The organism is Pseudomonas neuropathica (genome assembly GCF_051174785.1).
Lineage (GTDB): Bacteria > Pseudomonadota > Gammaproteobacteria > Pseudomonadales > Pseudomonadaceae > Aquipseudomonas > Aquipseudomonas neuropathica_A.
Genome location: NZ_CP195111.1, coordinates 323132 through 349537 on the forward strand (window position 1 = coordinate 323132; position 26406 = coordinate 349537).

Annotated in this window: 19 protein-coding genes; 6 read left to right on the top strand and 13 right to left on the bottom strand. The window is 59.5% G+C overall.

Going from position 1 to position 26406, the window contains the following annotated elements; all coding sequences use genetic code 11:
• Nucleotides 1-1410: a GntR family transcriptional regulator MpaR gene (gene mapR / locus ACRRSD_RS01445; protein ID WP_007919188.1), complete on the top strand. Its 1410-nt coding sequence runs from the start codon at nucleotides 1-3 to the stop codon at nucleotides 1408-1410.
• Nucleotides 1411-1540: 130 nt separating this feature from the next.
• Here mapR and ACRRSD_RS01450 read toward each other — a convergent pair whose 3' ends face one another.
• The 7 genes from ACRRSD_RS01450 to tpx form a co-directional block, all read right to left on the bottom strand.
• Nucleotides 1541-2287 carry an SDR family oxidoreductase gene (locus tag ACRRSD_RS01450; RefSeq protein ID WP_003224509.1) on the bottom strand — a complete coding sequence of 249 codons (747 nt, stop codon included), beginning with the start codon at nucleotides 2285-2287 and terminating at the stop codon, nucleotides 1541-1543.
• 182 nt (nucleotides 2288-2469) lie between these two features.
• Nucleotides 2470-4551: a putative bifunctional diguanylate cyclase/phosphodiesterase gene (locus tag ACRRSD_RS01455; RefSeq protein WP_435036801.1), complete on the bottom strand. Its 2082-nt coding sequence runs from the start codon at nucleotides 4549-4551 to the stop codon at nucleotides 2470-2472.
• Between the two features lie 294 nt (nucleotides 4552-4845).
• On the bottom strand, nucleotides 4846-6315 hold the full coding sequence (locus tag ACRRSD_RS01460) for an efflux transporter outer membrane subunit (protein WP_435036802.1): 1470 nt from the start codon (nucleotides 6313-6315) through the stop codon (nucleotides 4846-4848).
• On the bottom strand, nucleotides 6312-9419 hold the full coding sequence (locus ACRRSD_RS01465) for an efflux RND transporter permease subunit (protein ID WP_435036803.1): 3108 nt from the start codon (nucleotides 9417-9419) through the stop codon (nucleotides 6312-6314). The genes ACRRSD_RS01460 and ACRRSD_RS01465 overlap by 4 nt, the downstream gene beginning before the upstream one ends.
• A 145-nt stretch (nucleotides 9420-9564) precedes the next feature.
• The gene (locus tag ACRRSD_RS01470; protein WP_435036804.1) at nucleotides 9565-12666 is read right to left on the bottom strand and encodes an MdtB/MuxB family multidrug efflux RND transporter permease subunit; all 3102 of its coding nucleotides are present in this window, start codon (nucleotides 12664-12666) and stop codon (nucleotides 9565-9567) included.
• The gene (locus ACRRSD_RS01475; RefSeq protein WP_122661331.1) at nucleotides 12663-13970 is read right to left on the bottom strand and encodes an MdtA/MuxA family multidrug efflux RND transporter periplasmic adaptor subunit; all 1308 of its coding nucleotides are present in this window, start codon (nucleotides 13968-13970) and stop codon (nucleotides 12663-12665) included. Before ACRRSD_RS01475 ends, ACRRSD_RS01470 begins: the two co-directional genes overlap by 4 nt.
• 186 nt (nucleotides 13971-14156) lie before the next feature.
• Entirely contained in the window at nucleotides 14157-14657 is a 501-nt protein-coding gene (gene tpx, locus ACRRSD_RS01480) for a thiol peroxidase (protein WP_008086450.1), read from the bottom strand.
• 335 nt (nucleotides 14658-14992) lie between these two features.
• Here tpx and ACRRSD_RS01485 point away from each other — a divergent pair, with 335 nt between their 5' ends.
• Entirely contained in the window at nucleotides 14993-15418 is a 426-nt protein-coding gene (locus ACRRSD_RS01485; protein ID WP_435036805.1) for a YciI family protein, read from the top strand.
• A gap of 103 nt (nucleotides 15419-15521) precedes the next feature.
• Here the strand turns inward: ACRRSD_RS01485 and ACRRSD_RS01490 are convergent, their stop codons facing one another.
• Both ACRRSD_RS01490 and ACRRSD_RS01495 read right to left on the bottom strand, forming a co-directional pair.
• Nucleotides 15522-15953 (bottom strand): hypothetical protein, encoded by a 432-nt coding sequence (locus ACRRSD_RS01490; RefSeq protein WP_435036806.1) that lies wholly within the window; start codon nucleotides 15951-15953, stop codon nucleotides 15522-15524.
• 182 nt (nucleotides 15954-16135) lie between these two features.
• Entirely contained in the window at nucleotides 16136-16504 is a 369-nt protein-coding gene (locus ACRRSD_RS01495) for a DUF6124 family protein (protein ID WP_435036807.1), read from the bottom strand.
• Between the two features lie 640 nt (nucleotides 16505-17144).
• Here ACRRSD_RS01495 and ACRRSD_RS01500 point away from each other — a divergent pair.
• Complete coding sequence (locus tag ACRRSD_RS01500) at nucleotides 17145-18773, top strand: J domain-containing protein (protein WP_435036808.1); 1629 nt, start codon at nucleotides 17145-17147, stop codon at nucleotides 18771-18773.
• Entirely contained in the window at nucleotides 18770-19765 is a 996-nt protein-coding gene (locus ACRRSD_RS01505) for a DUF3829 domain-containing protein (protein WP_435036809.1), read from the top strand. The genes ACRRSD_RS01500 and ACRRSD_RS01505 overlap by 4 nt, the downstream gene beginning before the upstream one ends.
• 48 nt (nucleotides 19766-19813) lie before the next feature.
• Here the strand turns inward: ACRRSD_RS01505 and ACRRSD_RS01510 are convergent, their stop codons facing one another.
• The 4 genes from ACRRSD_RS01510 to ACRRSD_RS01525 all read right to left on the bottom strand — a co-directional run bounded on the left by ACRRSD_RS01510 (nucleotide 19814) and on the right by ACRRSD_RS01525 (nucleotide 24375).
• Nucleotides 19814-20488 (bottom strand): DUF3313 domain-containing protein, encoded by a 675-nt coding sequence (locus ACRRSD_RS01510; RefSeq protein ID WP_435036810.1) that lies wholly within the window; start codon nucleotides 20486-20488, stop codon nucleotides 19814-19816.
• A gap of 528 nt (nucleotides 20489-21016) precedes the next feature.
• Nucleotides 21017-21991: a hypothetical protein gene (locus tag ACRRSD_RS01515; protein WP_435036811.1), complete on the bottom strand. Its 975-nt coding sequence runs from the start codon at nucleotides 21989-21991 to the stop codon at nucleotides 21017-21019.
• Between the two features lie 234 nt (nucleotides 21992-22225).
• Nucleotides 22226-22705 carry a DUF934 domain-containing protein gene (locus tag ACRRSD_RS01520; protein ID WP_435036812.1) on the bottom strand — a complete coding sequence of 160 codons (480 nt, stop codon included), beginning with the start codon at nucleotides 22703-22705 and terminating at the stop codon, nucleotides 22226-22228.
• Entirely contained in the window at nucleotides 22702-24375 is a 1674-nt protein-coding gene (locus ACRRSD_RS01525; RefSeq protein ID WP_435036813.1) for a nitrite/sulfite reductase, read from the bottom strand. Before ACRRSD_RS01525 ends, ACRRSD_RS01520 begins: the two co-directional genes overlap by 4 nt.
• A 341-nt stretch (nucleotides 24376-24716) precedes the next feature.
• Here ACRRSD_RS01525 and ccoN point away from each other — a divergent pair, with 341 nt between their 5' ends.
• Nucleotides 24717-26144 (top strand): cytochrome-c oxidase, cbb3-type subunit I, encoded by a 1428-nt coding sequence (gene ccoN / locus ACRRSD_RS01530; RefSeq protein WP_435036814.1) that lies wholly within the window; start codon nucleotides 24717-24719, stop codon nucleotides 26142-26144.
• An 18-nt stretch (nucleotides 26145-26162) separates the two neighbouring features.
• A complete protein-coding gene (locus tag ACRRSD_RS01535) occupies nucleotides 26163-26381 on the top strand; it encodes a hypothetical protein (RefSeq protein ID WP_016983187.1) in 219 nt (72 codons plus the stop codon).
• Nucleotides 26382-26406: the final 25 nt, after the last annotated feature.

Sequence of the window (26406 nt, forward strand, 5' to 3'; positions counted from 1 at the left end):
ATGAAACGCTACGAAAAATTCGCCGACGACATCGCTGAACTGATCCGCTCCGGCGTCCTCGGCCCCGGCCAGCGCGTGCCTTCGGTGCGTTACGCCAGCCAGACCTACGGAGTCAGCCCGTCCACAGTATTCCAGGCCTATTACCTGCTTGAACGCCGTGGCCTGATCCGCGCCCGACCGCGCTCCGGCTACTTCGTCAACACCCACGCGCCGAGTCCGTTCTCGGAGCCGGTGATCAGCAGCCACGTCAACGACTCCACCGAAGTCGACGTCAGCGAACTGGTGTTCTCGGTCCTCGATTCGATCAAGGACCCGAGCACCGTACCATTCGGCTCGGCATTCCCCAGCCCCACCCTGTTCCCGCTGCAGCGCCTGTCGCGCTCGCTGGCCAGCGCCGCCCGGGAGATGGATCCGCGCATGGTCGTCACCGACATGTCGCCGGGCAATCCGCAACTGCGCCGGCAGATCGCCCTGCGTTACATGGTCGGCGGCCTGATGCTGCCAATGGAAGAACTGCTGATCACCAACGGCGCCCTCGAAGCGTTGAACCTGTGCCTGCAAGCGGTGACCGAACCCGGCGACCTGGTGGCCATCGAAGCCCCGGCGTTCTACGCCAGCCTGCAAGTACTGGAACGACTGAAACTCAAAGCCGTGGAAATCCCCGTGCACCCGCGCGACGGCATCGACCTCGGCGTCCTCGCGCAAACCCTTGAACGCCACCCGATCAAAGCCTGCTGGTGCATGACCAGTTTCCAGAACCCGATGGGCGCAACCATGCCCGAGGCGAAGAAACAGGAGCTGGTCGAACTGCTCCGCCGCCATCAGGTGCCGCTGATTGAAGACGACGTTTACGCCGAACTCTATTACGGTCAGCAGGCGCCGAAACCGGCCAAGGCCTTCGACACCGAAGGTCTGGTGATGCACTGCGGCTCGTTCGCCAAAAGCCTGGCCCCCGGCTACCGCATCGGTTGGGTCGCCGCCGGGCGCTACGCGCAGAAAATCGAACGACTGAAACTGATGACCTCGCTGTGCGCCTCGATGCCGGCGCAAGCGGCGATTGCCGATTATTTGCAACACGGCGGCTACGACCGGCATCTGCGCAAACTGCGTTACGCACTGGAAGAACAGCAGAGCGCGATGCTCGCTGCGATTGCCCGTTATTTTCCGGCACAGACACGCGTGAGCCAACCGGCGGGAGGCTACTTTCTGTGGCTGGAATTACCGCCGCAGATGGATTCGCTGAAGTTGTTTCAGATGGCGTTGGCGCAAGGCATCAGCATCGCGCCGGGGCCGATTTTCTCGCCGACGCAGCGGTTCAGGAATTGTATTCGGTTGAATTACGGCAGTCCGTGGACTGAAGACTCGGAAAAAGCCATGGAGACATTGGGGCGGATTGTGCGGTCGTTCTGACAGTCCTGTGTTGTCTGGGCTATTGCCTTCGCGAGCAGGCTCCCACATTGGTTCTGTGTCCGGCACAAATCCAGGGTGGGAGCGAGCCTGCTCGCGAAGAGGGCCGACCTGACAGCGAAACTCTCTGGACTTAACGCCCGCCACCCAAATCAACAAACGTCCCGGTCGCATACGACGCTTTATCCGACAACAACCAGACAATCGCCTCCGCCACTTCATCCGGCCGCCCGCCACGGGCCATCGGAATCGCCGACTCCAGCTTGCTGACCCGGTCCGGATCGCCACTCAAGGCGTGGAAATCGGTGTAGATGTAACCAGGCCGCACCGCATTGACCCGAATCCCTTCGCCTGCCACTTCCTTGGACAAACCGATGGTAAAGGTATCGAGTGCGCCTTTGGAGGCAGCGTAATCGACGTATTCGTTGGGCGAACCGAGACGCGCGGCCACCGACGACACGTTGACGATACTTCCACCCTGCCCGCCGTGCTTGGGCGACATGCGCAGGATCGCGTGCTTGGCGCAGAGGATCGGTGCCAGAACATTGGTTTTCATGATTTTCAGAATGCGGAATTCGGACATTTCGTCGACCCGCGATTTGTGTCCGACGGTACCGGCATTATTCACCAGCGCAGTAACACGGCCCAATTCAGTGTCGACCCGCTGGAACAGCGCGATCACTTCGTCTTCGATGCTGACGTCAGCGCGCACGGCGATGGCTTGTGCGCCCAATGCGCGGACTTGCTCCAGCACGCTTTGCGCGGCCTGTTCATCCGACTGATAGTTGATGCAGATCCGATAGCCTTGCTCGGCAGCCAACAGCGCCGTAGCGGCGCCAATTCCGCGCCCGCCGCCGGTGATCACAATGACTTTATCCATGCTGGCCTTTCTCCCCCAATGCACACGTAACAGTCGGGGTGAAGAATAACCGCCATTGACGGGTTTTGCATGAGCTCTGTTTTGTCTGGCCGGACGCCTTCGCGAGCAGGCTCGCTCCCACAGGGGGTATGCATTCCAAATGTGGGAACGAGCCTGCTCGCGAAGAACGATAACGCGGTCGATCAGACCGCCGCCACCTGCTTGCCACGCGCAATGTCCTGCATGAATTTTTCCGCCGGCATCGGATGCCCCAGCAGATAACCCTGCAGCGAATCACAACCCAACTGCGTCAAGAACTGCTGCTGCACCCCGGTTTCGACACCTTCAGCGACAATGCGCAAACCGAGCGCCTGCCCCAGCGCAACGATCGCCGAAACAATAGCTGCATCGTCACTGTCATGCTCCAGATCGCGAACAAAACCTCGGTCGATCTTCAGCTCGTTGGCCGGCAAGCGCTTGAGGTACATCAGGCTGGAATAACCGGTGCCGAAGTCATCGATCGACAGGTCGACGCCCATGTCCGACAACTCCTGCAACACCGTCATGCTTGCATCGGCATCGCTCATCGCCGTGGTTTCGGTGATTTCCAGGGTCAGGCTGTTGGCCGGCAAGTGGTGAGTGGCCAAGGCCTTGGCCACGCTGCGCACCAGCCCGGTGTGGCAGAACTGCAACGCCGACAGATTCACCGCGATACGCCAATCGGTGTAACCGAGCACGAACCACTCGCGCATCTGCCGACAGGCTTCATTGAGCACCCAGTCGCCAATCGGGATGATCAGGCCGGTTTTTTCGGCCAGGTCGATAAACTTGTCCGGCATCAGCATGCCGTGGACCGGGTGTTGCCAGCGCAGCAGCGCTTCGGCCCCGACCGGACGGCCGTTGGCGGCGTCGAATTTGGGCTGGTAATGCAAGCTGAACTGACTGTGTTCCAGTGCCGCACGCAGGTCCTGCAATAACTGCAACTGTTTGCGTGCATTGTTGTTCATCGATGCATCGAAGAAACTGTAACCGTTTTTGCCGCCGCCCTTGGCGTGGTACATCGCCGCGTCGGCATTCATCAGCAGTTCCTGCGCGCTCTGACCATTGCCTGGATACAGAGCAATGCCGACGCTGGCGGAGATCTGCAAGTCATGTTCGGCGACGCGGAATGATTGCGCGATCAGGCCGACCTGACGCGCCGCCAGCCCCAATGCATCATTCGGTTCGCTCAGGCGCACCAGCAGGACGAATTCATCGCCACCGATCCGCGCCAGTGTGTCGAGGCTGCGCAAGTCTTCACGCAGACGCACACCGACTTCGCGCAACAACTCATCGCCCATGTGGTGACCGAACGCATCATTGACCGGTTTGAAGCCGTCCAGATCGATGAACATCAAGGCAAAGCAGCCGCCCTGCTCGTTGACCTTTTTCATCGCCTGATTGATCCGGTCGTCCAGCAGCATGCGGTTCGGCAGACCGGTCAGGGTGTCGTGCAAGGCCAGTTGCGTGAGTTCGCGGTTGGCCACGGTCAACGAGTGCGCGAGATCAGCAGTACGCGCTTCGAGGCGGGCGTCGAGAATCGATGTGAGCAAGGCAATCGACAGCACCGCCAACGTGGTGATCAACACCAGGCTGTCGAGGCCGTTGCCCTTCAAGCCATTGACGGTGGCGCCACAGAAACTGCCGTCAGGGAACTGCGCGGCGGCCATGCCGGTGTAATGCATGCCGACAATGGCGATGCCCATGATGATCGCCGCGCCGCCACGAATCAGCCGCACATAAGGAGAATGTTGACGCAGACGAAAGGCGATCCACAGCGCCGCCGCCGACGCGCCAACGGCAATCAGCAATGAGGCACCAAACAGCGTCGGGTCGTAGTCGATCCCCGGGGTCATGCGCATCGCCGCCATGCCGGTGTAATGCATGGCACTGATTCCGGCTCCCATGATCAGTGCGCCGAACGCCAGTTGCAGAACCGGCAGTTTCGGCTGGCTGACCAGCCACAAGGCAAATCCGCAGGACAACACCGCGATCAGCAACGACAGCGCCGTCAGGGTGACGTCATAGCCCAGATCGATCGGCAGTTTGAAGGCGAGCATGCCAATGAAGTGCATCGACCAGACGCCGATACCCATGGCAAACGCTCCGCCGGCGGTCCAGAAATGCACCGCCCGGCCCTTGGCCGTGGCAATGCGACCAGTGAGGTCAAGCGCGGTGTAGGAAGCGAGAATCGCCACGCACAACGAAATGAAAACCAGGGTGGAAGAATAACTACCGATGAGCATGGGATTTCTCGTGGCCACCCAACGCGGATTGCGTCCATTCTCGGTCGGGCAAATGCGGCGATTGTACTGATTGCGCAGAAGAACGCACTGTCAAAGTGAGCAATTGGCCATCAACCCGATGAAACGCTTGTTCGATCGTCCGAGATGCCTCTGGAATGGGGCTTTCTGAACCTTGCGCAATCATTGTGGGAGCGAGCCTGCTCGCGAATGGCTCTCTGATTCAAAATAATCAGTCACTGCATTGACGCCTTCGCGAGCAGGCTCGCTCCCACAGGATTTCGGCCATGGCGTGATCTATTGGGCGTCACTGACATCCAGCTGCCCATCCCAACCGCCGCCCAGCGCCGCAATCAGTTGCACACTGGCGATCAAGCGACTTTGCAGAATATTCAGCACGCTGCGCTCGTTGCTCAGCGCCGTGGCTTGCACCACCACAACATCGATGTAAGCGATCAGGCCAGCCTTGTACTGGTTTTCCGTCAGACGCAAGGAGTCGCGGGCGGCATCAAGGGCTTCCTGGCGAACCGCCGCCTCGTCCTCGTACACCTTGAGCTGCACCAGATAGTTTTCCACCTCGCGGAAACCGTCCAACACGGTCTGGCGGTACTTGGCCACGGTCTGGTCGTACACCGCCTCGGTGCGGTCGACTTCCGCCGAACGAATGCCACCGTCGAACAGCGGCAGCGCCAGTTTCGGCCCCACCGACCAGAAGCGGTTCGGCAGGCTGATCAGATTCTGCGAGGTACTGCTGCTGTACCCACCGCTCAGACTCAGGCTCAGATCCGGGTAATACGCGGCTTTGGCCACGCCAATGTTGGCGTTGGCGGCAATCACCGAACGCTCCGCCGAAGCAATGTCCGGACGTCGCTCGAGCAATTGCGACGGCAGGCTCAACGGCACCTGCGGCAGCTTTGGAATGGTCTGCACTTCGGCAATGTTGAAATCCGCCGGCGCTTGCCCGGTCAGCACGGCAATCGCATTTTCGAATTGCGCGCGCTGCCAGATCAGGTCGACCAGATCGGCCTGGGTGCTTTTCAGCTGCGTCTGCGCCTGCGCTACCGCATCGCGCCCGGAGACGCCGGCGCGGTACTGGTTCTGGGTCATTTTCAGCGAGCGTTCGTAGGCGGCGACCGTGGCTTCGAGCAGGCGTTTCTGCTGGTCGATCACGCGCAGTTGCAGGTAGTTCTGCACCAGCTCCGACTGCTGACTCAAGCGCATCGCCGCCAAATCGGCAAAGCTTGCCTGGGCGCTGGCCTCGTCAGCCTCAAGCCCACGGCGCAACTTGCCCCACACGTCGGCCTCCCAACTGACGCCCAACTCGGCGTTGTAGGTGTCGCGGATGCCGCTGGAAGAACTGCTCAAACTCGAACTGCTGCTGCCGGTGCCCTGGCTGGAGCGGGTTTTACCCAGGCTCAAGTCAACGCTGGGATAAAACGCCCCGCGAGCACTGCGCACCAACGCCTGGGCCTGACGAAACTGGGCTTCTGATTGCGCGACGGTCTGGTTGGAATTGTTCAGGCGTTCGATCAAGCCGTTGAGCTGCCGATCGCCGTACAACTCCCACCAGGCACCACGGGCCAGCGAATCACTCGGGTTGGCCTGGGTCCAGCCCTCGGCCTCCTTGTACTGGGCGATTTCCGCGGTTTGCGGGCGCTGGTAATCCGGGCCGACAGCACAGGCACTGAGCATCGCCACGCACAGCGACAGGCTGAGCAAACGCGAGCCCCGAGCAGAGGCCAGATTGAGAAACGAACGGTCAGTCATAGCGGAGTTTCCAGAGCGGCGTCAGTACGCACGCCACGCCATTTGTTGAAACGATGGCGCAGCTTATCGAGATAGAGGTAAACCACCGGAGTGGTGTAAAGCGTCAGCACCTGGCTGAAAATCAGCCCGCCGATAATGGTCAAACCCAACGGCTGGCGCATTTCCGCGCCTTCGGCCCGGCTGAGCAGCAGCGGCAAGGCACCGAGAATCGCCGCCAGCGTGGTCATCAGAATCGGCCGCAAGCGTTGCAGGCAAGCACTGCGGATCGATTCCAGCGGCGACAGGCCTTGATGCCGTTCCAGTTGCAGCGCGAGGTCGATCATCAGAATGGCGTTTTTCTTCACCACACCAATCAGGAGGAACAGCCCGAGCAACGAGATCAGGCTGAACTCGCCGCCCAGCGCATAGATCGACAGCAACGCACCAACACCGGCGGACGGCAGGGTCGACAGAATCGTCAGCGGATGAATGTAGCTTTCATACAGCACGCCCAGCACCAGATACACCGCCAACAGCGCCCCGAGAATCATGAACGGCTGACTCTTCTGCGTCGCAGCAAAAGCATCGGCTGTACCGGCCATTTTCGCGATGACGTCTTCCGGCAGGCCCACCTTGGCAATCGCTCGCTCGATGGCGGCACCGCCCTGCTCTACCGTCACACCTTCGGCCATGTCGAAGGCGATGCTTTCGGAAGCGAACTGACCTTCGTGGCTGACGCGGTCATCTTCCAGGCTGTTTTCGTAGTGAGCGAATGTCGACAGCGGCACCCGCGCACCGTCAGCGGTGATCACCTGAACCTGCTTGAGTGTCACCGGGTCCTGGGCGTATTTCGGATTGACCTCCATCACCACCTGATACTGGTTAAGGCTGTCGTAGATCGTCGAAATCTGCCGCTGGCTGTAGGCGTTGTTCAGCACTGCGGTGACCATGTCCATGTCGACACCAAGGCGTTTGGCCTGGTCGCGGTCGACAATCAGCGTCACCTGCTGGGCACCCGCGCCCTCTCGAGCGTCAATCGCCGTCAGCTCCGGCAAGGCCCTTAACGCGGCAACCACTTTCGGGTACCACTTGCGCAACTCGCCCAGATCACCACTTTGCAAAATGTAGCTGTACTGCGAGGTGGTCTGTTCGCGGCCGCCGCCGAATTGCAGATCCTGATCGGCCATTAGCATCAATTGTGCACCGGGGACCTTGGGCATTTCCTTGCGCAGGCGCTCAATGACTTTCTGTGCATTGAGCTGGCGCTCTTTGATCGGTTTCAGGCGCACCAGCATAAAAGCGTTATTGGTACCGTTACTGCCACCGATGAACCCGGCGACACTTTCCACCGCTTCGTCCTTGAGCACGGCGCGGCGGAAAATCTCCATTTTCGGTTGCATCACGCTGAACGACAGGCCGTCGTCGCCGCGCACGAAACCGATCAACTGGCCGGTGTCCTGCTGCGGCATAAAGGTTTTCGGCACCACCACATACAGCGCAACGTTGACCGCGACGGTGATCAGCAGGCTGAGCAGCGTCAGACGGCGGTGGCGCAACACCCAGTCGAGGCTGCTGGCGTATTTGTCGACCATCCAGTCGTTGGTGCGGCGGCTCCAGCGTTGCAGGCGGTTCTCCTGCCCCGGTGTGTGCGGCTTGAGCCAACGGGCGCAGAGCATCGGTGTCAGCGTCAGCGAAACCACCAGCGACACGACGATAGCTGCGGCCAAGGTGATGGAAAACTCACGAAACAGGCTCTCGACGATGCCGCCCATAAACAGAATCGACAGGAACACTGCGACCAGCGAAACGTTCATCGACAGCAAGGTGAAACCGACTTCCTTGGCCCCGAGATACGCGGCCTGCATCGGTTTGACGCCCTCGTCGATGTGCCGGGAAATGTTCTCCAGCACCACAATGGCATCGTCCACCACCAGACCGGTGGCCAGAATCAGCGCCATCAGCGACAGGTTGTTCAGCGAGAAACCATAGAGGTACATCACCGCAAAGGTGCCGACCAGCGACACCGGCACGGCCAATGTCGGAATCAGCGAGGCGCGGAAGTTACCGAGGAACAGGAACACCACCAGAATCACCAGCGCCACGGCAATCAGCAGGGTCATCTCGGCTTCGTGCAACGTTGCCTTGATCACCGGCGAGCGATCCATGGCCAGATTCAGCTTCACGCTGGCTGGCAACACTGCTTGCAGGGCCGGCAGTTGCGCCTTGATCTCGTTGACCGTCTCGATGATGTTGGCGCCGGCCTGACGGTTGATCACCAGCAGCACGGCCGCGTCATCGTTGAAGAAGCCGCTGTTGTAGCGGTCTTCGACGCCGTCGCTGACCTTGGCCACATCCTTGAGGCGCAACGCGGCGCCATCGGCATAGTGGATGATCAGTGATTCGTAATCCTTGGCTTTTTCCAGCTGATCATTGGCCTGGATCTGCCACAAGCGCTGACCGTCCTCGACCGAACCCTTGGGCCGGCGCACATTGGCATCGGCGATGGTCTTGCGCACATCGTCAAGCGCCACGCCGTACTGGTTCAGCGCCTGCGGTTCGAGTTCGATACGCACCGCCGGCAGCGAACTGCCGCCGATCTGCACTTCACCGACACCCTGCACTTGCGACAGGCTCTGGGAAAGAATGGTTGAAGCCAGATCGTAGAGCTGGCCTTTTTCCAGCACGTCGGACGTCAGCGACAGCACCATGATCGGCGCCTGCGACGGGTTGACCTTCTTGTAGGTCGGCATGCTGCGCATACCGCTCGGCAACAGGTTGCGCGAGGCGTTGATCGCCGCCTGCACTTCCCGCGCGGCACCGTTGATGTCGCGGTCGAGATCAAATTGCAGAATGACCCGGGTCGAGCCCTGACTGGAACGGCTGCTCATGGTATTGACGCCGGCGATCGCGCCGAACGAGCGTTCCAGCGGCGTCGCCACGGTAGAGGCCATTACCTCGGGACTCGCGCCGGGCAGGCTCGCCTGCACGACGATCACCGGGAAATCCATTTGTGGCAGTGGCGAAACCGGTAACAGACCGAAGCTGACGCCGCCGAGCAGCATGATCGCCAGGCTCAGCAGCATCGTCGCCACCGGGCGTTTGATGAAAGGACCGGAGAGGTTCATCGCACACGATCTCCGCCTTCACCGCAGATCCCTGTGGGAGCGAGCCTGCTCGCGAATGCAATCTTGTATTCAACATTGATGTTGCCTGATAGGCCGCTTTCGCGAGCAGGCTCGCTCCCACCTTGGATGTGCGATGAATGCAAAGTCATACCGACACCTCTTCAGTGTCAGCATTGGTCTTGCCAAAGCGTCGGCCGAGGCGGTCGAAATACAGGTAGATCACCGGCGTGGTGAACAGCGTCAGCACCTGACTCACCAGCAAACCGCCGACCATCACCAGCCCCAACGGCTGACGCAATTCAGCCCCGGAACCGGTGGCAAGCATCAACGGCACCGCACCAAACAGCGCCGCCAGGGTGGTCATCAGAATGGGCCGGAAGCGCAGCAGCGCAGCCTGATAAATCGCCTGCTCCGGCGCCATGCCTTGCGTGCGTTCAGCATCGAGGGCGAAGTCGATCATCATGATGGCGTTCTTTTTCACAATACCGATCAGCAGGATGATGCCGATGATCGCGATCATGCCCAGATCATTGCCACTGAGCAGCAGCGCCAGCAAAGCGCCGACCGCTGCCGACGGCAAGGTCGAGAGAATGGTGATCGGGTGAATGTAGCTCTCGTACAGCACACCCAGCACGATGTACATGGTTACCACCGCCGCCAGGATCAGCAGCAAGGTGCTCGACAACGAGGCCTGGAAGGCTTCGGCCGCGCCCTGGAACTGAGTCTGCACGCCGACCGGCATGCCGATGTCCTGCTGCACCTGTTCGATAATGTCGACCGCATGCCCCAGCGCCACACCGGGCGCCAGGTTGAACGACATCATCACCGCCGGGAACTGGCCGATATGCGTGATCGCCAGTTGCGCCTGCCGCTCTTCGACATGGGCCAGACTCGACAGGCGTACCTGTGCGCCGTCAGTAGTCTTCACATGAATCTGATCCAGCGCCTGCGGGCCGATCTTCTCCCCGGCCTGGGCTTGCAGCACCACGCGGTACTGGCTGGCCTGGGTGTAAATGGTCGAGATCTGCCGCTGACCGAAGGCGTCGTACAGCGCGTCGGTGATGTTCGCCACCGAAACGCCAAGGCGTGACGCGGCATCGCGGTCGATCACCAGATAGACCTGCAAGCCTTTGTCCTGCAAGTCACTGGCAACGTCGGTCAGTTCCGGACGCTGGGCCAGCGCTTCGACCAGGCGGCCGCTCCACTGGCTGAGCAGTTCGGAGTCTGGCGAAGACATACTGAACTGGTACTGAGTACGACTGACGCGATCCTCGATGGTCAAATCCTGCACCGGTTGCATGAACAGGCGGATGCCGACCAGTTTGTCCAGTCGTGGTTGCAGGCGCGCGATCACTTCAGTGGCCGACAGGTCACGCTCACCATGGGGCTTGAGGTTGATCAGCAAGCGGCCACTGTTGAGCGTGGCGTTATCACCATCGACACCGATGTAGGACGACAGGCTCTGCACCGCCGGATCTTCAAGAATGATTTTCGCCAGTGCCTGTTGCCGCTCGCCCATGGCAGCGAAGGAAATCGACTGCGGCGCCTCGGAAATCCCCTGAATCACCCCGGTGTCCTGCACTGGAAAGAAGCCCTTCGGCACGACCATATAGAGGAACACGGTCAACGCCAGTGTGCCGATAGCCACGAGCAAGGTCAGTGGCTGGTGCTTGAGCACCCAGCGCAGCATCCGCCCGTACTCGGCGATCATCCAGTCAATCACCGCACCACTGGCGCGGTAGAAACGGCCTTGCTCATGTTCTTCCGGCTCACGCTTGAGCAGACGCGCGCACATCATCGGCGTCAGGGTCAGCGAGACCACCAGCGAAATCAGGATGGCCACCGCCAGGGTGATGGCGAATTCGCGGAACAAGCGCCCGACCACGTCGGCCATGAACAGCAGCGGGATCAGTACTGCGATCAGCGACAGCGTCAGCGAGATCAGGGTGAAGCCGATCTGCTTCGCGCCTTTGAGCGCGGCCTGCATCGGGCTGTCGCCCTCTTCGATGAAGCGCGAAATGTTTTCCAGCATGACGATGGCGTCGTCGACCACGAAACCGGTGGCAATGGTCAGCGCCATCAGGGTCAGGTTGTTCACCGAGAAGCCGGCCAGGTACATAACACCAAAGGTGCCGATCAGCGACAGCGGCACGGCCACCGACGGAATGATCGTGGCACTGGCGCGGCGCAGGAACAGGAAGGTCACCATCACCACCAGGGCGATGGCGATCAGCAATTCGTGTTGTACGTCGGTGACCGAAGCACGGATGGTTTGCGTGCGGTCGGTCAGCACCGTCACTTCGAGACCGGCCGGCAGGTTATCGGTGATGCTCGGCAGCAGCGCCTTGATGCGGTCGACCACCTCGATCACGTTGGCACCCGGCTGACGCTGGATGTTCAGCAACACGGCCTGATTCAGGTTGGCCCACGCAGCGAGGCGTTCGTTTTCGGCGCCATCGACGATTTCCGCCACGTCCTTGAGCCGCAACGGCGCACCGTTCTTGTAGGCGAGAATCAGGTTGGCGTAGTCCTCGGGCGAGGTCAGTTGGTCGTTGGCGTCGAGCATCGACACCCGGGTCGGGCCGTCGAAGTTGCCTTTCGGCTGGTTGACGTTGGAGGCGCTGATCAAGGTGCGCACGTCCGACAGGTTCAGGCTGTTGGCCGCGAGGGCCTCGGGATTGACCTTGATGCGTACGGCCTGACGCTGACCACCGGCAATGCTGACCATGCCGACGCCGCTGATCTGGGCGATTTTCTGCGCCATGCGCGTATCGACCAGGTCATTGAGCTTGGGCAGCAGCATGGTTTTCGAGGTGATGGCCAAGGTCAATACCGGGGTATCCGCCGGGTTGACCTTGTTGTACACCGGCGGCGCCGGCAAATCGGTCGGCAGCAGATTGGTCGCGGCGTTGATCGCGGCTTGCACCTGCTGTTCGGCGACGTCCATGTTGATGTCGAGGCTGAAACGCAACGTCAGCACCGACGCGCCGCCGGAACTGGTCGAGGCCATTTGCGTCAGGCCCGGCATCTGCCCGAACTGGCGTTCGAGTGGCGCGGTCACGGCACTGGTCATCACATCCGGGCTGGCGCCGGGATACAGGGTCATGACGCGGATGGTCGGGTAGTCAACCTGTGGCAGCGCCGACACCGGAAGCAGGCGGTAAGCGATCAGACCGGCCAGGACAATGGCCAGCATGCTCAGGGTGGTGGCTACCGGTCGGAGGATGAACAGCCGCGAAATGTTCATGCGCCCTTCTTGGCCTTGTCAGTCACGGCGGCGTCTGGCGTTTGGGCGGCGGACTTGCCTTGCAGGTGTTCGGTCGGAGTGGTTGGCACTTGATTGCTGTCGTTGACCACTTCCACTTCACTGCCTTCCTTGAGGCGGTCAGTGCCTTCCAGGACCACGCGGTCGCCAGCGGCCAGACCTTCGGTGACCACGGTGTTTTCGCCATCACTGGCGCCGATCTTCAGTTGGCGAATGGTGACCTTCTTGTCGCCGTCCAGCGCATAGACGAAGGTGCCGTTGGTGCCGAACTGGATGGCCGCCGACGGTGCCAGCACCACGCCTTTCAGTGTGTCAGCCAGCAAGTGAACGTTGACGAACTGGTTGGGGAACAACGCCTGATCGCGGTTTTCGTAGCGGGCCTTGAACTTCAGGGTGCCGGTGGCGACGTCAATCTGGTTGTCGAGGCTTTGCAGAACACCGGTGGCTTGCAGCTTGGTGTCGCCGCGATCCCACGCTTCGGCCGGCAGTTTGGCGCCACTGCGATACCGGGCGAGCACGGTTTCGAGGCTGTTTTCCGGCAGCGTGAAGGCCACACTGATCGGTTGCGTCTGGGTGATCACCGCGAGGAACGTGGTGTCGTTGGCGGTAACGAGGTTACCGACGTCAACCTGACGCAGACCGACACGCCCGGCAATCGGCGCGCGGATTTTGGTGAATTCGAGATTGAGCTTGGCGTCGTTGACCGCTGCCTGATTGGTCTTGACCGTGCCCAGATACTGGCCGACCAGCGCTTCGGCGGTGTCCAGCGTCTGTTTGGCGATGCTGTCCTCTTTGTACAGACCGCGATAACGCTCGACGTCGACCTGAGCGTTTTTCAGTTGCGCCTGATTCTGCAGCAAGGTGCCTTCGGCCTGTAGCAAGGCGTTCTGGTACGGACGTGGATCAATCTCGGCCAACAGGTCGCCAGCCTTGACCATCTGCCCTTCTTCGAAATTGATCTTGACCAGTTCGCCGCCCACCCGGCTGCGCACATTGATGGTGTTGAGCGCGGTCACGGTGCCCAGCGCTTTGTAATACAGCGGGAAGTCACCGGTAACCGCCGGCGCCACGCGCACCGGAATTGGCCCGGCGCCGCCACCGAAGCCCGGCCGCATCATTCCCGAACGCCCGGTGTGCCCGGCCGCAGCCTTGTCAGCGCCCTCTTTGTGGGCTGAACCGGCAGGCCAGAATTTCCAGCACAGGACAGCGATCACCAACAGGACAAGCAGGCTGATCAGCCAGCGACGGGAGTTACGGGGAGACGATTGCATGGAGTGATTAACCATTGGGCGCGTGGGCTTCTTTTACGGGAGGCTGAACGATAAGCACTGATGGGGAATTAGCAAAGCAGCTTTACCGGCAATTTACTTACACCTTACGTTTCAAGGTGTGAGGCAAAACACTGATACACAAATGAAAACGGCCTGGACAGGGCCAGGCCGTTAACAATTGTAAAAGCTTTGTGGCAGAGCTTACTTCAATACGGCCAGAGCGGCGTCGTAGTTAGGCTCTTCAGCGATTTCCTTGACCAGTTCGCTGTGCAGGACGTTGTCGTTTTCGTCCAGAACCACAACGGCGCGAGCGGTCAGGCCTTTCAGCGGGCCGTCAGCGATGGCCACGCCGTAGTTTTCGATGAACTCGGCACCGCGCAGGGTCGACAGGTTCTGTACGTTTTCCAGACCTTCGGCGCCGCAGAAGCGCGCTTGGGCGAACGGCAGGTCAGCCGAAATGCACAGCACTACGGTGTTTGCCACTTCGTTGGCCTGAGCGTTGAACTTGCGCACGGAAGTGGCGCAGGTCGGGGTGTCAACGCTCGGGAAGATGTTCAGTACTTTGCGCTTGCCGGCAAAGTCTTTCAGGGTGACGTCGGACAGATTGCCGGCAACCAGAGAAAAGGCTGGCGCCTTGGAACCGGCTTGTGGCAACTGGCCGTTGACTTGAACCGGATTGCCTTTAAGGGTGACTTGAGCCATGACTTGAGTCCTTCTGATGTTTTGATTGGAAAGCATGCAAGAGGCCGAAGTTAACCACGAAATTGTCCGACGACCTATGCCCTGACTGAAATTGTTAGGTGCGTTCGCGAAAAATTGTATACAAAACCACCGCTATTCCAATGTGGGAGCGAGCCTGCTCGCGAAGAGGTCGTCACATTCAACATTTATGCTGACTGATCCAGCGCCTTCGCGAGCAGGCTCGCTCCCACATTGGATTCTGCGGTGTTATTGGTCTTTTATTTAGAGCCCCTGTCGATTCACCACCGGCCCGTTCGACTAAGTAGTGAATCCCCACAATCCACGGAGTCACCGCCATGCGCTTCATGATCCTTGTCAAAGCCAGCGCCGATTCGGAAGCCGGCATCATGCCCAGTGAAGAACTGATCACCGCCATGGGCAACTTCAACGAAGAACTGGTCAAGGCCGGCATCCTGATCGATTGCGATGGCCTGCATCCGAGCAGCAAAGGCGCCCGCGTGCGCTTTTCAGGCAACCAGCGCACGGTGATCGACGGGCCGTTCATCGAGACCAAAGAATTGGTGGCGGGTTACTGGATCTGGGAAGTGCAGTCGAAAGAAGAAGCCATCGAATGGGTCAAGCGCTGCCCTAATCCGATGCCCGGCGAGTCTGAAATCGAAATCCGCCAGATATTCTCCGCCGAAGACTTCGGCGCCGAATTCACCCCTGAAGCACGTGCGCAGGAAGAACGCGTTCGCGAACAGGCCAAGAAAAACGGCTAAACGGATATCACATGTAGAAGCTGCCGAAGGCTGTGATCTTTTGATCTTGAAAAGCGTTGGCAAAAGATCACAGCCTCATTTCACTCGACAGCTATGGAACCGGTCAGTCGGGCATTGAGCGGATGATGTCTGCCAGATCATCCTTGGTTATTTCATTGGCCTTGATCGCAGCGGCGACATCTGTTTTGGAAAGCGGAAAACGTTTGAAAATTTCTTTCAAGGTTTCCTCATTAACATTGGCCAGCCAGAGCGGATCGATAAATGAGCCGCCATACTCAGGCTTCATGGGTACTTCTTCGTGCGCAATTGCACCTTTATGGTTGAGATACACCACATAACGGTCATGCCCTTCAGGAAAACTCTTATCGCGATACAACGTAGTACCTAAAGGCAGGACATAGTAGTTCTCATCGCCATTTGGCCTTTCAATCAGTAACGGCTCTTTGGTTTTGATCATTTTCCTGTCGTGCCCTTTCCCGACATCACCAAAAATCAGAAAAGCCAAAAAAATCGCATTGACGGATAAAACTGCCACCAGCCATAGACCAATCCACCTGTTTGTAAGCATTTTCCTTATCAACCCTTTGCTCCTGCAATTGTCACGGTTATGCCCAATCGTCTTTCAAGTGACGCTCCGCGTTCCAGCTTGCGAATTTGACGCAGAGCGTCAAGGGCTGCATTCCCACGCAGAGCGTGGGAATGATCAGTCAAGAGAGATCAGTTCTTGAGTTCGACGTGATCCAAGGCTTGATTTACCGCGAGTTCACCCAGCATGACGACCTGTGCGATCCCCAGTGCGGTCTTGCGCTGAGAAGTTTCCAGCGAGGCGGCGAAGTTGATCAGCATCTCGCTGGCCGAGCCGAGGGTTTCGCTGGCGTTGGCAAGCAGGGATTCGGTGTTGTACCTGGGATTGGCGAGGTACATGGGTTCCGGCTCGTTGGCGCTGGACATGATGCGGGCGGCAGGATTGAGGTAGTAGTCGAGGGCGCGGTCGGCGGCTTCGTGAAGTTTTTTACTGTCGACTGAGACGTAGGGGGATGTGCTGTCGGCTTCTGATTCTGGGGGATTGGGTGTTGGTTTTTTCATAGTGTTTTCTCTATCCAAGCGGTGAAGCTGGTCCATTCGGCTTCCGGTCGAATGGGTGGCAGCTGTACGCAGGCTGGAAACCCGGGGGATAGAGAAACCCGGACGACCCGAAGGTCCCCCACGCACAGCCGCCATAACAAAGTACGCACCAAAAAAGGTGCGCAAGCATACGTCATGAACGGTGCTGTTGCGTTCAGTTTTCCCCCGGGGTTTCCAGTCCCGGTCGCTGATTTGGCAGCGACGAACACAGGCTAGAGACCCGACGTCCGACGGACAACCTGAAAACCTTGTGGGAACGTTCCGCAAAATCGAAACAACCTTTAAACATCCCGAATTGAAATACGCATATGTAGCTGCCAAATGCTCGGGCCGCGATCGGACGATCTTTGATTTTGCATAAACAAACACGATCAAAAGATCGCAACCTCGTGTCACTCGACAGCTCCTGTCGCCAGTGCGCCGTCCGCTTGCAGGGTCAGTTGGCGGGTGATGCGCGGCAACGGCAGCAACCCATGCTGCCGCTGGTTTGTCGGCCAATAAGCAACAGCTGAGGACTTTTCGACGCGAAACAGGTAGGGTGCGCAAAATCAAAGTGCCATCACTGGACCGCGTCGCAGGTTTTCATGGAGTTGTACACGCAATGAGTTGCTGGACCGTGCTGGGCCTCACCGCCGACGCCGATACGCGCAGTATCAAACGCCAATACGCCGCCCTGCTCAAACAGACCCGCCCGGACGAAGACGCCGAGGGCTTTCAGCGCCTGCGTGATGCCTATGAGCAAGCCTTGAATTACAAGGAATGGGCGCAGGCCAACGAAGACAACGAAGCGCCGGACGACAGCTGGGATTTGACCGGCCTGACCGTGGTCGAAGTCGATGCCTTGCAGCAGGCGACGCGCTCACTGCACGGCACCAGCCTTGCGCAGTTGCAACAGCGCCATGCCCTCGCCGTTGAACAGGGTTGTGCGCATATCCTCGAAGAAACCCTGCTGCAGCACTGCATCGAGAACCCGCAAACATCGGCGCCGATGGTCGATTGGGCAGTGCAGACCTATCACTGGTTCAGTGCCTGGCAACGCCTGGAACTGGACGAGGAATCCATCGAACATTTGCTCGATCAGCAGCGGGAACGCATTACTCGGCCGCTGCATGACGCCCTCGCACGCGAAGACTGCGAAGCCTTTATGCAGGCTTATACGCAAAGCACCCAATGTCTCTGGCTCAACGCAGAAGTGCACCGGCAGTGGTTCAACCGGTTTTTGAGTCGATTGCTACTGAACAGCGAATACTGGACCTCAAGTATTTTCGAACAGGTGTGCGCGGGCCAGGGCTGGCATAGCGGCCCGTCGAACTGTTGCCCCGCAGATGAATGGAAGCGGCTGACCGCTCGCTACGAGGCGCCGCTGTTTATTGCGCAGCAGCGTCAACTCGCGCAAGAGCCGCCCGCCACTGCCGAACACCGCGCCGCGCGCCTGTTGCTCGGCAGCGGCCCGTTCAGCCAGCGCCGCGCATTGGCCCGGCGCCTGCGTGAGAAGGATTGGGAGCATTGCCGACATTTGAGTTCGGCGCTGTACGCCAATCATCCGAAGGTCTGCGCAGAGTTGCCCGGTGGCACCGCGTTTTTCTGGCGCGACTGGGAACTGAAGCGCGGCGAATGGCCGACATACGTAGGCGTGGTGCTGGCCTGTCTGATCGGTGCGTTTACCCATTTCATCCCGCTGGGGCTGCGCGTCACCGGGCTGATCAATATCGTCATGACCTCAACGATCGTGTTTGGGGTGATCGCTGCGGGCATCAACTGGCTGACTCACGAACTGGCGCACACCCATTGGCTGCTGGACGACCGCCTCAGCGCGCGGTTGTGGCCAGGGTTCGCCAAGGACGCTGCGCCGTTCGGCATACTGCGTGACCTGATTCCCTGCGCATTGATGGTGGCCGGGCTCAGCTGGTTTTTCGGCCCCATCGCTGGCGTCGTCTATGCCGCCACACTGGCCAGCGTGGGTTTGATCCGTCGCCGTCAGGTCAAGCCACACACGTCCTGGGAAAAGACCAACCTGCCGGTGAAAATCGGCCTGTCGCTACTCGGGGTTGTGGCCCTGGTGCTGGTGTTGGGCGTGTTCAAAGTGGCCGCCAGCCAAGGCACGGTCAATCGCAATCAGGGCCTGCAACCGTGGGCGGAGCGTTTGTGCAGTCGGCTGCCGGCAAGTTCTTTCGACTGTGGCGCGCCCGCCACCCGTGAACAGTGGTATCCGGCGGAGGCACGACCATGACCTCAAGACTCATGTTTGTCAGCGGCGTAGTGGTCGTTCTGGTGGTGATGGGGCTGTCGAGCGCGACCCGGCCGTTCCTGAAGCTCGATCTGTGGCTTGATCAGCGCGAATCCCCCGTGACCGCGCAGGCCAACGCGTTGAGCCCCGTCATCGCCTGCGTCAACCGCGTCGATGTGCACTGGCGCAACGCCTACGACAAAAACGAACATCAGCGGCCAACCAGTGATGCATACGGAAAGTATATTTCCGAGCCACAGGATTTCGATAACAGCGATGCGTTCACTGTGCGTGACATCCAGGAGGACACCTGCCTGCGGGATATCAACGAAAAGCTCGAGCTGCTGGCCTACCAGCCAGCGCTGTCGCAGAAAGTCCGTGACTACGCGCAAGCATTGAAGTGGGCATCGGTGATTTCACCACCGACTCGACTCGATAAAAGTGCGAGCTTCTTTGTCGTCCCGTTCAACCAGACACCGCAGCTGCTTGCGCAAATTCAGACCGCCAGCAATGCCTATATCAGCGCATCGACTGCCTTGAGAGAAGAACTGCTGCCACTGGACGTCGCGCAGCGCCTCGCACAGCTCAAGCTTCTTGAAGCACGCGTAGGCAAGGAGATCCACTGGTCGCTGCTGGCGTACATGATTCAGGCCCGGGAGACACTGGAATTGCTGGAAGACGGGATGAAACACCGCACCCTGACCGCGCAAGCTGTGGCCGACACCAGCGCCGATCTGCAACAGGCATGGAATCGCGGTGGGCCTTTTATCGGTCCGCGTGAGCCTGGTTTCCGTAACAAAGACGATGATGCGCGCGAGCTGTGGCGCCACATCCGTGAGCCTGCGCAGCACTATCTCGACGCGCTGAACACCCTGCACAAGGACTGGCAGGACCACGCCGAACCGCAGCGTTTGAGCGACGACTACTACGCCGTTACCCGTGGTTATGACGCCCTGCTGAGCCACTACAACCGTCAGGCACGCGCCAATTTCTGAGGAGTTGCACCGGCCGGAGAATCCTCGCGGACCTCCGGCCGGGTGCGCTTATTTAGCTGCCTTGAGCTTCAGATACGACTGGCGCAGGTCTGAGGCCCAGCCATCGATCACCGGTTTGACGTCATTCGCCGTCATCGCCTGCGAATCATTTTCCAGTGGCTTGCCGGTGCCTTTGCGCACCACTTGCGCGACGACCTTGTTATTCGCGCCATCGAGGAACACCGCTTCGGTGGCCAGGGTGGTTTCCTGATCGCGAATACCGCTGGCCGTGCTGACCGCTGCTGCCACCAGGGCAATCGGAATCACCTCATATGCGTGCAGGCCTTCGGTCTTGCTGCTCACGGCGGTGATCGCCGCACGCACCACAATCACGCCCGGGCCAGGACCGGTCGCCAACGGCAGGTCTTTGCCGATTTCACGCTTGAGTGCCTGATCGTAGTAGGAAGTGATGCCATTGAGGGTCTGCTGGGAGATCTTCGCGGTCGGTTGCGGTTTCGGATAGAGCTGAGTCGGTTCGATGTACACACTGGTGAATTCCTTGATATCGACCTTCGGATCGATCCAGCGCATGACCTCGGCACCGGACGGCGATTTGGCCTCCTTGAGCTGGCTGTAGTCTTTGAGGAAGCCTGAGTACTCTTTCGGGTCGACGGTTTTACTGGAACAACCCACCATTGCGACGGTAGCAATGCACAGAGTGCCCATCATCACTGCTAGCTTCATGCTGTAACTCCTGTCAGAAGGCCAAAAACTTTGCCCGGGGGAGTTACAGGTATAGCTAAAACCTCGGTAATTGCGATTGCACAGCACAATATTCACGCAAGGCTGCGCGGCGGATCACAAGCGTCATTTGAAAGACGTCGAGCATCCGGCAACGCTGCATCGAGCACTCGGCCATTGGTGAACTTCAAGAATCCGCTGCACTGGAACAAGCTGAGCTAGAACGCCCGCAAGTGCTGTTGCAGGGGTGGAAGAAGATGAACATGGGCGATCCGGCGCCTAAGTGACCGGCTGGAAATTGTCTTCCCTCACCCTAGCCCTCCCGAAACGTCGGACCGCCCAGAGGGAGAGGGGACCGATTGGGGGATATTCAAGAGTTCCGCCGACTTGAGCGATTGTCTTTGAATCCATCATCGACTCGGTCTTTCACGTCGGCGTCGCTCGCCAGACACCTCGGTCAGTCCCCTCTCCCTCCGGGCGGCCCGACGTTTCGGGAGGGTTAGGGTGAGGGGCTTTTCAGGGTTCACTCCATTACCAGGAAGAAGTCTCACCACTGCGCAACGCCATCTCGCGCCGACTGTTGATGTGCATCGCCTTGATCAGCGACACCGTGCCCACCAGCAAAATCGCCGCGCCCAACAGGAAGTCGATGTTGTACAGCTGGAAGTCCTGCACCGGCCCGATCAGCAACACCCGCACGATCGCAGCGCCCAACAGCGTGGCGAGGAAGTCGATCCCCGGTTCATTACGGTAAAACACCAGCAGCAACGGCAGGCACAACACCAACAGCAGCAACAGCACGACAGCCTTGAACGACCCTTTTCGCTCGACACTGAAAGCGCATTCGTGCGGCCCGTAGGCCTTGTAATCCTCTTCGCGGATCATCGAGGTTTTCTCGTTGATGTAATCGACGCGGTTGTATTTCTGGATCGGTGTGAAGGTATTGGACATCTCCATCAGTGTAGTGATGTTCTTGAAGCGCAGATCGATGCGCTCGCTGCCCTTGAGGTAATAGAGCACCGGTTTATAGCCGTAGCGGTAGGTGTCGAAAGGGAATTCGGTGACTTGACCCTGCACGCCGATCGGCCGTGGTTCAAGTTCGGCGTAGGCACTTTTATTGGTGGCCGACAGGTTGCGGCTCAGCGACTGCAACTTGACCTGCTCAAGGAAGATCGGCGTGACACCGAAGGACCACTGCAACGGCTCCAGACGCAAGCGCAGTTCGTTGCGAGCGAGGTCGTAGCGGTTGAAGGTGCGCTCCGAAACCACCAGCGAGCCGCTGAGCATGAACTCGCCGCGCAAGTTGTTTGTGACGCGCAAGGTCAGTTGGTCCTTGCCCAGCAATGCCGCTTCGGTGGACGGTGGCGTGCCGCACCACGCGGTGCTTTCGCCGGCACCGCCGAGCTGGCCGCTGCGGTTTTCCTTGAATACGTAAAAGTAACTGGCCCACAGCGTCACCATTAAAAGCAACGCTGTGAGGCCGAGGATTTTTTTGCCCGGACTCACTGATCAGACTCCCTTCTTCGGTTCCATCGTCCAGCCGAAAACCCGCTGGCGACGGCGACTCTACCAAAAGGCCAGCATCGACCCAAGGGAAAATGCCCGATCGGCCAAGGTTGTAAGGGTTTCCCCGGTGTCAAAAGCCAGATCAAAAGATCGTCCGAACGCGGCCCGAACCTGCGGCAGCTCCTACACGGGATCAAATGTAGGAGCTGCCGAAGGCTGCGATCTTTTCAACCGTCAACGCCGACGGAAAAGCGGACGCGGCTCGATCACCGAACGCCCGTACAGCACACTCATGCCGGCCAATCCTTTCAGCGCATCCTCAGCCGATTTGTCCTCACGCACCGCAAAACTGTCAAAACCACACTGGCGCATATGGCTGAGCTGATCGCGCAATACTTCGCCAATCGCGCGCAACTCCCCTGCCCAACCGAACCGGCTACGTAGCAGATACGCCTGACTGTAAGCACGCCCATCGCGAAAGCTCGGAAAATCCAGTGCGATCAGCGGCAACGAGGCCAGCCACGGCACCAGGCTTTCGACCTCATCGTCCGGGCCGAGCCACACCGCATGAGTCGACGGCGACTCCAGCCAGTGCGCCAGCGGCAACATCAGCAAACCTGCAGGCCTTGACGTCGATGGCTCGCGCACCAGCGTCCACGGATCGTCCGTTACGATTCGCGCGACACCCTGCTCCAGCCGCAACAGATTATTCATGCCGTGGCCTCCAGCGTTTTCGGATAGACCCGCTCCTTGAACGGCTCCATCCCGATTCGCGCCACGGTGTCGACGAACAATTCCTCATGCTCGCGATAGCGCACAAACGTGCCGATAATCCGCTCGATTACCTGCGGCACCTCGGCGGCGCTGAACGATGGGCCGATGACTTTGCCCAGTGCGCTGTTTTTGCCCTGGGCGCCGCCGAGGGTGATCTGATACCACTCGCTGCCGTTCTTATCGACGCCGAGGATGCCGATATTGCCGATGTGGTGGTGACCGCAGGCGTTCATGCAGCCGGAGATGTTCAGGCTGATGTCGCCCAGATCATGCAGGTAATCGAGGTTGTCGAAGCGGGCCTGAATCGCCTGGGCGATCGGGATCGACTTGGCGTTGGCCAAGGCACAGAAATCGCCACCGGGGCAGGCAATGATGTCGGTGAGCAGGCCGACGTTGGCGCTGCCCAGATCGTGTTTGCACGCCATTTGCCACAGGGCGTAGAGGTCGGTTTTCGGTACATCGGGCAAGACGATGTTCTGCTCATGAGCGATACGAATCTCGCCGAAACCGAAACGTTGCGACCAGTCAGCGACTGCGAGCATCTGCACAGCGGTGACATCTCCCGGCGGTGAGGCCATGCCCGGTTTGGTCGACAACACCACACTGGTGTAACCCGGCACTTTGTGCGGCTGCACGTTGCGCGCGACCCAACGGGCAAACGCTGGGCTTTCCGCCAGGCGCGTGCCGAAGTCCAGATCGGTGTCGGCCAGGGAGTGATAAACCGGCGGCACGAAGGCACTGGCGACGCGTTGGTATTCGGCCTCGGTCAACTGCGCCGGACCGTCCTTGAGGTGTTGCCATTCCTCTTCGACTTCCTTGGCAAACGCCTCGATGCCCAGCGCCTTGACCAGAATCTTGATCCGCGCCTTGTACTTGTTGTCGCGTCGGCCATGACGGTTGTACACGCGCAAAACGGCTTCGACATAGGACAGCAAATGCTGCCACGGCAAGCCTTCGCGGATCTGCAAACCGAGAATCGGCGTACGCCCCAGACCACCGCCGACGATGACCCGCAGCAACATCTGCCCGTCGCGGCCGGAGTAAAGGTACAGGCCGATGTCGTGCATCATGATCGCCGCACGATCCTGTTTCGCCGAGCAGATGGCGATCTTGAATTTGCGCGGCAGGAAGAGGAATTCCGGGTTGATCGTCGACCACTGTCGCAGGATCTCGGCCAACGGGCGCGGGTCGATCAATTCGTCCGCCGCGACCCCGGCGAACGCCTCGGTGGTGATGTTGCGCACGCAGTTGCCGGAGGTCTGGATCGCGTGCATGTTGACCTGCGCCAGACGTTCGAGGATATCCGGCACCTCAGCCAGTTCGATCCAGTTGAACTGCATGTTCTGCCGCGTGGTGAAGTGGCCGTAACCGCGATCGTAATCGCTGGCGATGCTGGCCAGCGTGCGCATCTGTTCGGCGCTCAACGTGCCATAGGGAATCGCCACCCGGAGCATGTAGGCGTGCTTCTGCATGTACAGGCCGTTTTGCAGACGCAGCGGCAAAAATTCTTCTTCGCTCAATTCCCCGGCCATGAAGCGCTCGACCTGATCGCGAAACTGCGCGACACGCTCGAACACCAGCGCCCGGTCGTAATCATCGTATTGATACATGCCACTGCCACCTCATCAGTTATTCCTGTGGGAGCGAGCCTGCTCGCGAATGCGGTGTGTCAGGCAACTGCATTGTTGGCTGACACACCGCATTCGCGAGCAGGCTCGCTCCCACAGTTTTCTTCAGAGCACTATGACGAAGCAGCGCAGCACGTTACAGATTCACCTGAGGCGATAAAAACCATATCAGGGCGCGGCAGAACGCCGCAGTCAGCACTTCAATCTGATCCGCACAAATGAAAGATTCCTGAGCCTGTTTTGTTTCTGGCGGGGTTTCTACAGTGCAGCTCATGCCAGACCGGGTGGCCTGGCAAGACTTTGCAACCGTGGATGAACTGACCATGAGCACAGCAACAATCGGACAGGCTTATAACTACAAGGTCGTCCGCCAATTCGTCATTGCCACAATTTTCTGGGGTGTGGTGGGCATGGCGATGGGGGTTTTTATCGCCTCGCAACTGGTGTGGCCAGAGATGAATCTTGACCTGCCGTGGACTACCTTCGGCCGGCTGCGACCGCTGCACACCAGCCTGGTGATTTTCGGTTTCGCCGGCAGCGCGCAATTCGCCGCCAGTTACTACGCGGTGCAGCGTACCTGCCAGGTGCGGCTGTATTCAGACAAACTCGCCGCGTTCACCTTCTGGGGCTGGCAGTCGGTGATCGTGATCATGCTGATCACCCTGCCGCTGGGCTACACCACCACCAAGGAATACGCCGAGATCGAATTCTCCGGCGCGGTGTGGATGGCTGTCGTCTGGGTCGCCTACGCCATCGTGTTTTTCACCACCGTGGTGCAGCGCAAAACCAAACACATCTACGTCGGCAACTGGTTTTTTGGTGCGTTCATCCTGGTGATCGCCATGTTGCACGTGGTCAATCACTTGTCGATTCCGGTGGACTGGTTCAAGTCGTATCCAGTGTACTCCGGCGCCACTGATGCGATGGTGCAGTGGTGGTACGGACATAACGCGGTGGGTTTCTTCCTGACCACCGGGTTCCTCGGCATGATGTATTACTTTGTGCCGAAACAGGTCAATCGGCCGGTGTATTCGTATCGCTTGTCGATCGTGCATTTCTGGGCGCTGATCACTTTGTACATCTGGGCCGGCCCGCACCATTTGCACTACACCGCGCTGCCGGACTGGGCGCAGTCGCTGGGCATGGCCATGTCCCTGATCCTGCTCGCGCCGAGCTGGGGCGGCATGATCAACGGCATGATGACCTTGTCCGGTGCCTGGCATAAGTTGCGCACCGACCCGATTTTGCGCTTCCTCGTGCTGTCGCTGGCGTTCTACGGCATGTCGACGTTCGAAGGGCCGATGATGGCGATCAAAACCGTTAACGCCCTCTCCCACTACACCGACTGGACCATCGGCCACGTGCACGCCGGTGCCTTGGGCTGGGTGGCAATGATCACCTTCGGCGCGACCTATCACATGGTGCCGAAAGTGTTTGGTCGCGAGCAGATGTACAGCACGCCGCTGATCAACCTGCACTTCTGGCTGGCGACCATCGGCACGGTGTTGTACATCGCCTCGATGTGGGTCAACGGCATCACCCAGGGCCTGATGTGGCGGGCGATCAACGAGGACGGCACGCTGACTTACTCGTTCGTCGAGGCGCTGCAGGCCAGTCACCCGGGGTTCATCGTGCGCTTTGCCGGCGGGGTGTTCTTCCTCACCGGGATGTTGCTGATGGCCTATAACGTCTGGCGCACAGTGCGGGTTGCCGACGTCGCGCTGGCGCGCAGTGAAGCGCAGATCGCCTGAGGCAGGGAGCCGCTCGTGATGGAGATTTTCTTTGATGTGTTGGGCGTGGTGTTTTTGTGGCTGGCGGTGGAGTACTGCTTGCGGCGGGAGACGGCGGACAGTCTGGATGAGGCGAGCATGGTGCCGTTTGCCGATGATCCAGAGGTGGCGCGGCGAGTTGAGCTGGCCACCGGCAAGACTGTGAAAGCGGTGGCGCCTGAAGTGGCGAAGCCTGGGTGGGTCAATCTCGATATGTGAGGGGGGTCAGGTGGGTTGCCCTCAC

Excerpts from the sequence above, each read along its gene's own strand:
- ACRRSD_RS01535 (WP_016983187.1), top strand. The coding sequence starts at position 26,163 with ATGGAGATTTTCTTTGATGTGTTGGGCGTGGTGTTTTTGTGGCTGGCG.
- ACRRSD_RS01495 (WP_435036807.1), bottom strand. The coding sequence starts at position 16,504 with ATGAAAAAACCAACACCCAATCCCCCAGAATCAGAAGCCGACAGCACA.
- ACRRSD_RS01520 (WP_435036812.1), bottom strand. The coding sequence starts at position 22,705 with ATGAATAATCTGTTGCGGCTGGAGCAGGGTGTCGCGCGAATCGTAACG.
- ACRRSD_RS01450 (WP_003224509.1), bottom strand. The coding sequence starts at position 2,287 with ATGGATAAAGTCATTGTGATCACCGGCGGCGGGCGCGGAATTGGCGCC.
- ACRRSD_RS01485 (WP_435036805.1), top strand. The coding sequence starts at position 14,993 with ATGCGCTTCATGATCCTTGTCAAAGCCAGCGCCGATTCGGAAGCCGGC.
- ACRRSD_RS01460 (WP_435036802.1), bottom strand. The coding sequence starts at position 6,315 with ATGACTGACCGTTCGTTTCTCAATCTGGCCTCTGCTCGGGGCTCGCGT.
- ACRRSD_RS01500 (WP_435036808.1), top strand. The coding sequence starts at position 17,145 with ATGAGTTGCTGGACCGTGCTGGGCCTCACCGCCGACGCCGATACGCGC.
- ACRRSD_RS01455 (WP_435036801.1), bottom strand. The coding sequence starts at position 4,551 with ATGCTCATCGGTAGTTATTCTTCCACCCTGGTTTTCATTTCGTTGTGC.
- tpx (WP_008086450.1), bottom strand. The coding sequence starts at position 14,657 with ATGGCTCAAGTCACCCTTAAAGGCAATCCGGTTCAAGTCAACGGCCAG.
- ccoN (WP_435036814.1), top strand. The coding sequence starts at position 24,717 with ATGAGCACAGCAACAATCGGACAGGCTTATAACTACAAGGTCGTCCGC.
- ACRRSD_RS01510 (WP_435036810.1), bottom strand. The coding sequence starts at position 20,488 with ATGAAGCTAGCAGTGATGATGGGCACTCTGTGCATTGCTACCGTCGCA.
- ACRRSD_RS01470 (WP_435036804.1), bottom strand. The coding sequence starts at position 12,666 with ATGAACATTTCGCGGCTGTTCATCCTCCGACCGGTAGCCACCACCCTG.
- mapR (WP_007919188.1), top strand. The coding sequence starts at position 1 with ATGAAACGCTACGAAAAATTCGCCGACGACATCGCTGAACTGATCCGC.
- ACRRSD_RS01465 (WP_435036803.1), bottom strand. The coding sequence starts at position 9,419 with ATGAACCTCTCCGGTCCTTTCATCAAACGCCCGGTGGCGACGATGCTG.
- ACRRSD_RS01505 (WP_435036809.1), top strand. The coding sequence starts at position 18,770 with ATGACCTCAAGACTCATGTTTGTCAGCGGCGTAGTGGTCGTTCTGGTG.
- ACRRSD_RS01475 (WP_122661331.1), bottom strand. The coding sequence starts at position 13,970 with ATGGTTAATCACTCCATGCAATCGTCTCCCCGTAACTCCCGTCGCTGG.
- ACRRSD_RS01525 (WP_435036813.1), bottom strand. The coding sequence starts at position 24,375 with ATGTATCAATACGATGATTACGACCGGGCGCTGGTGTTCGAGCGTGTC.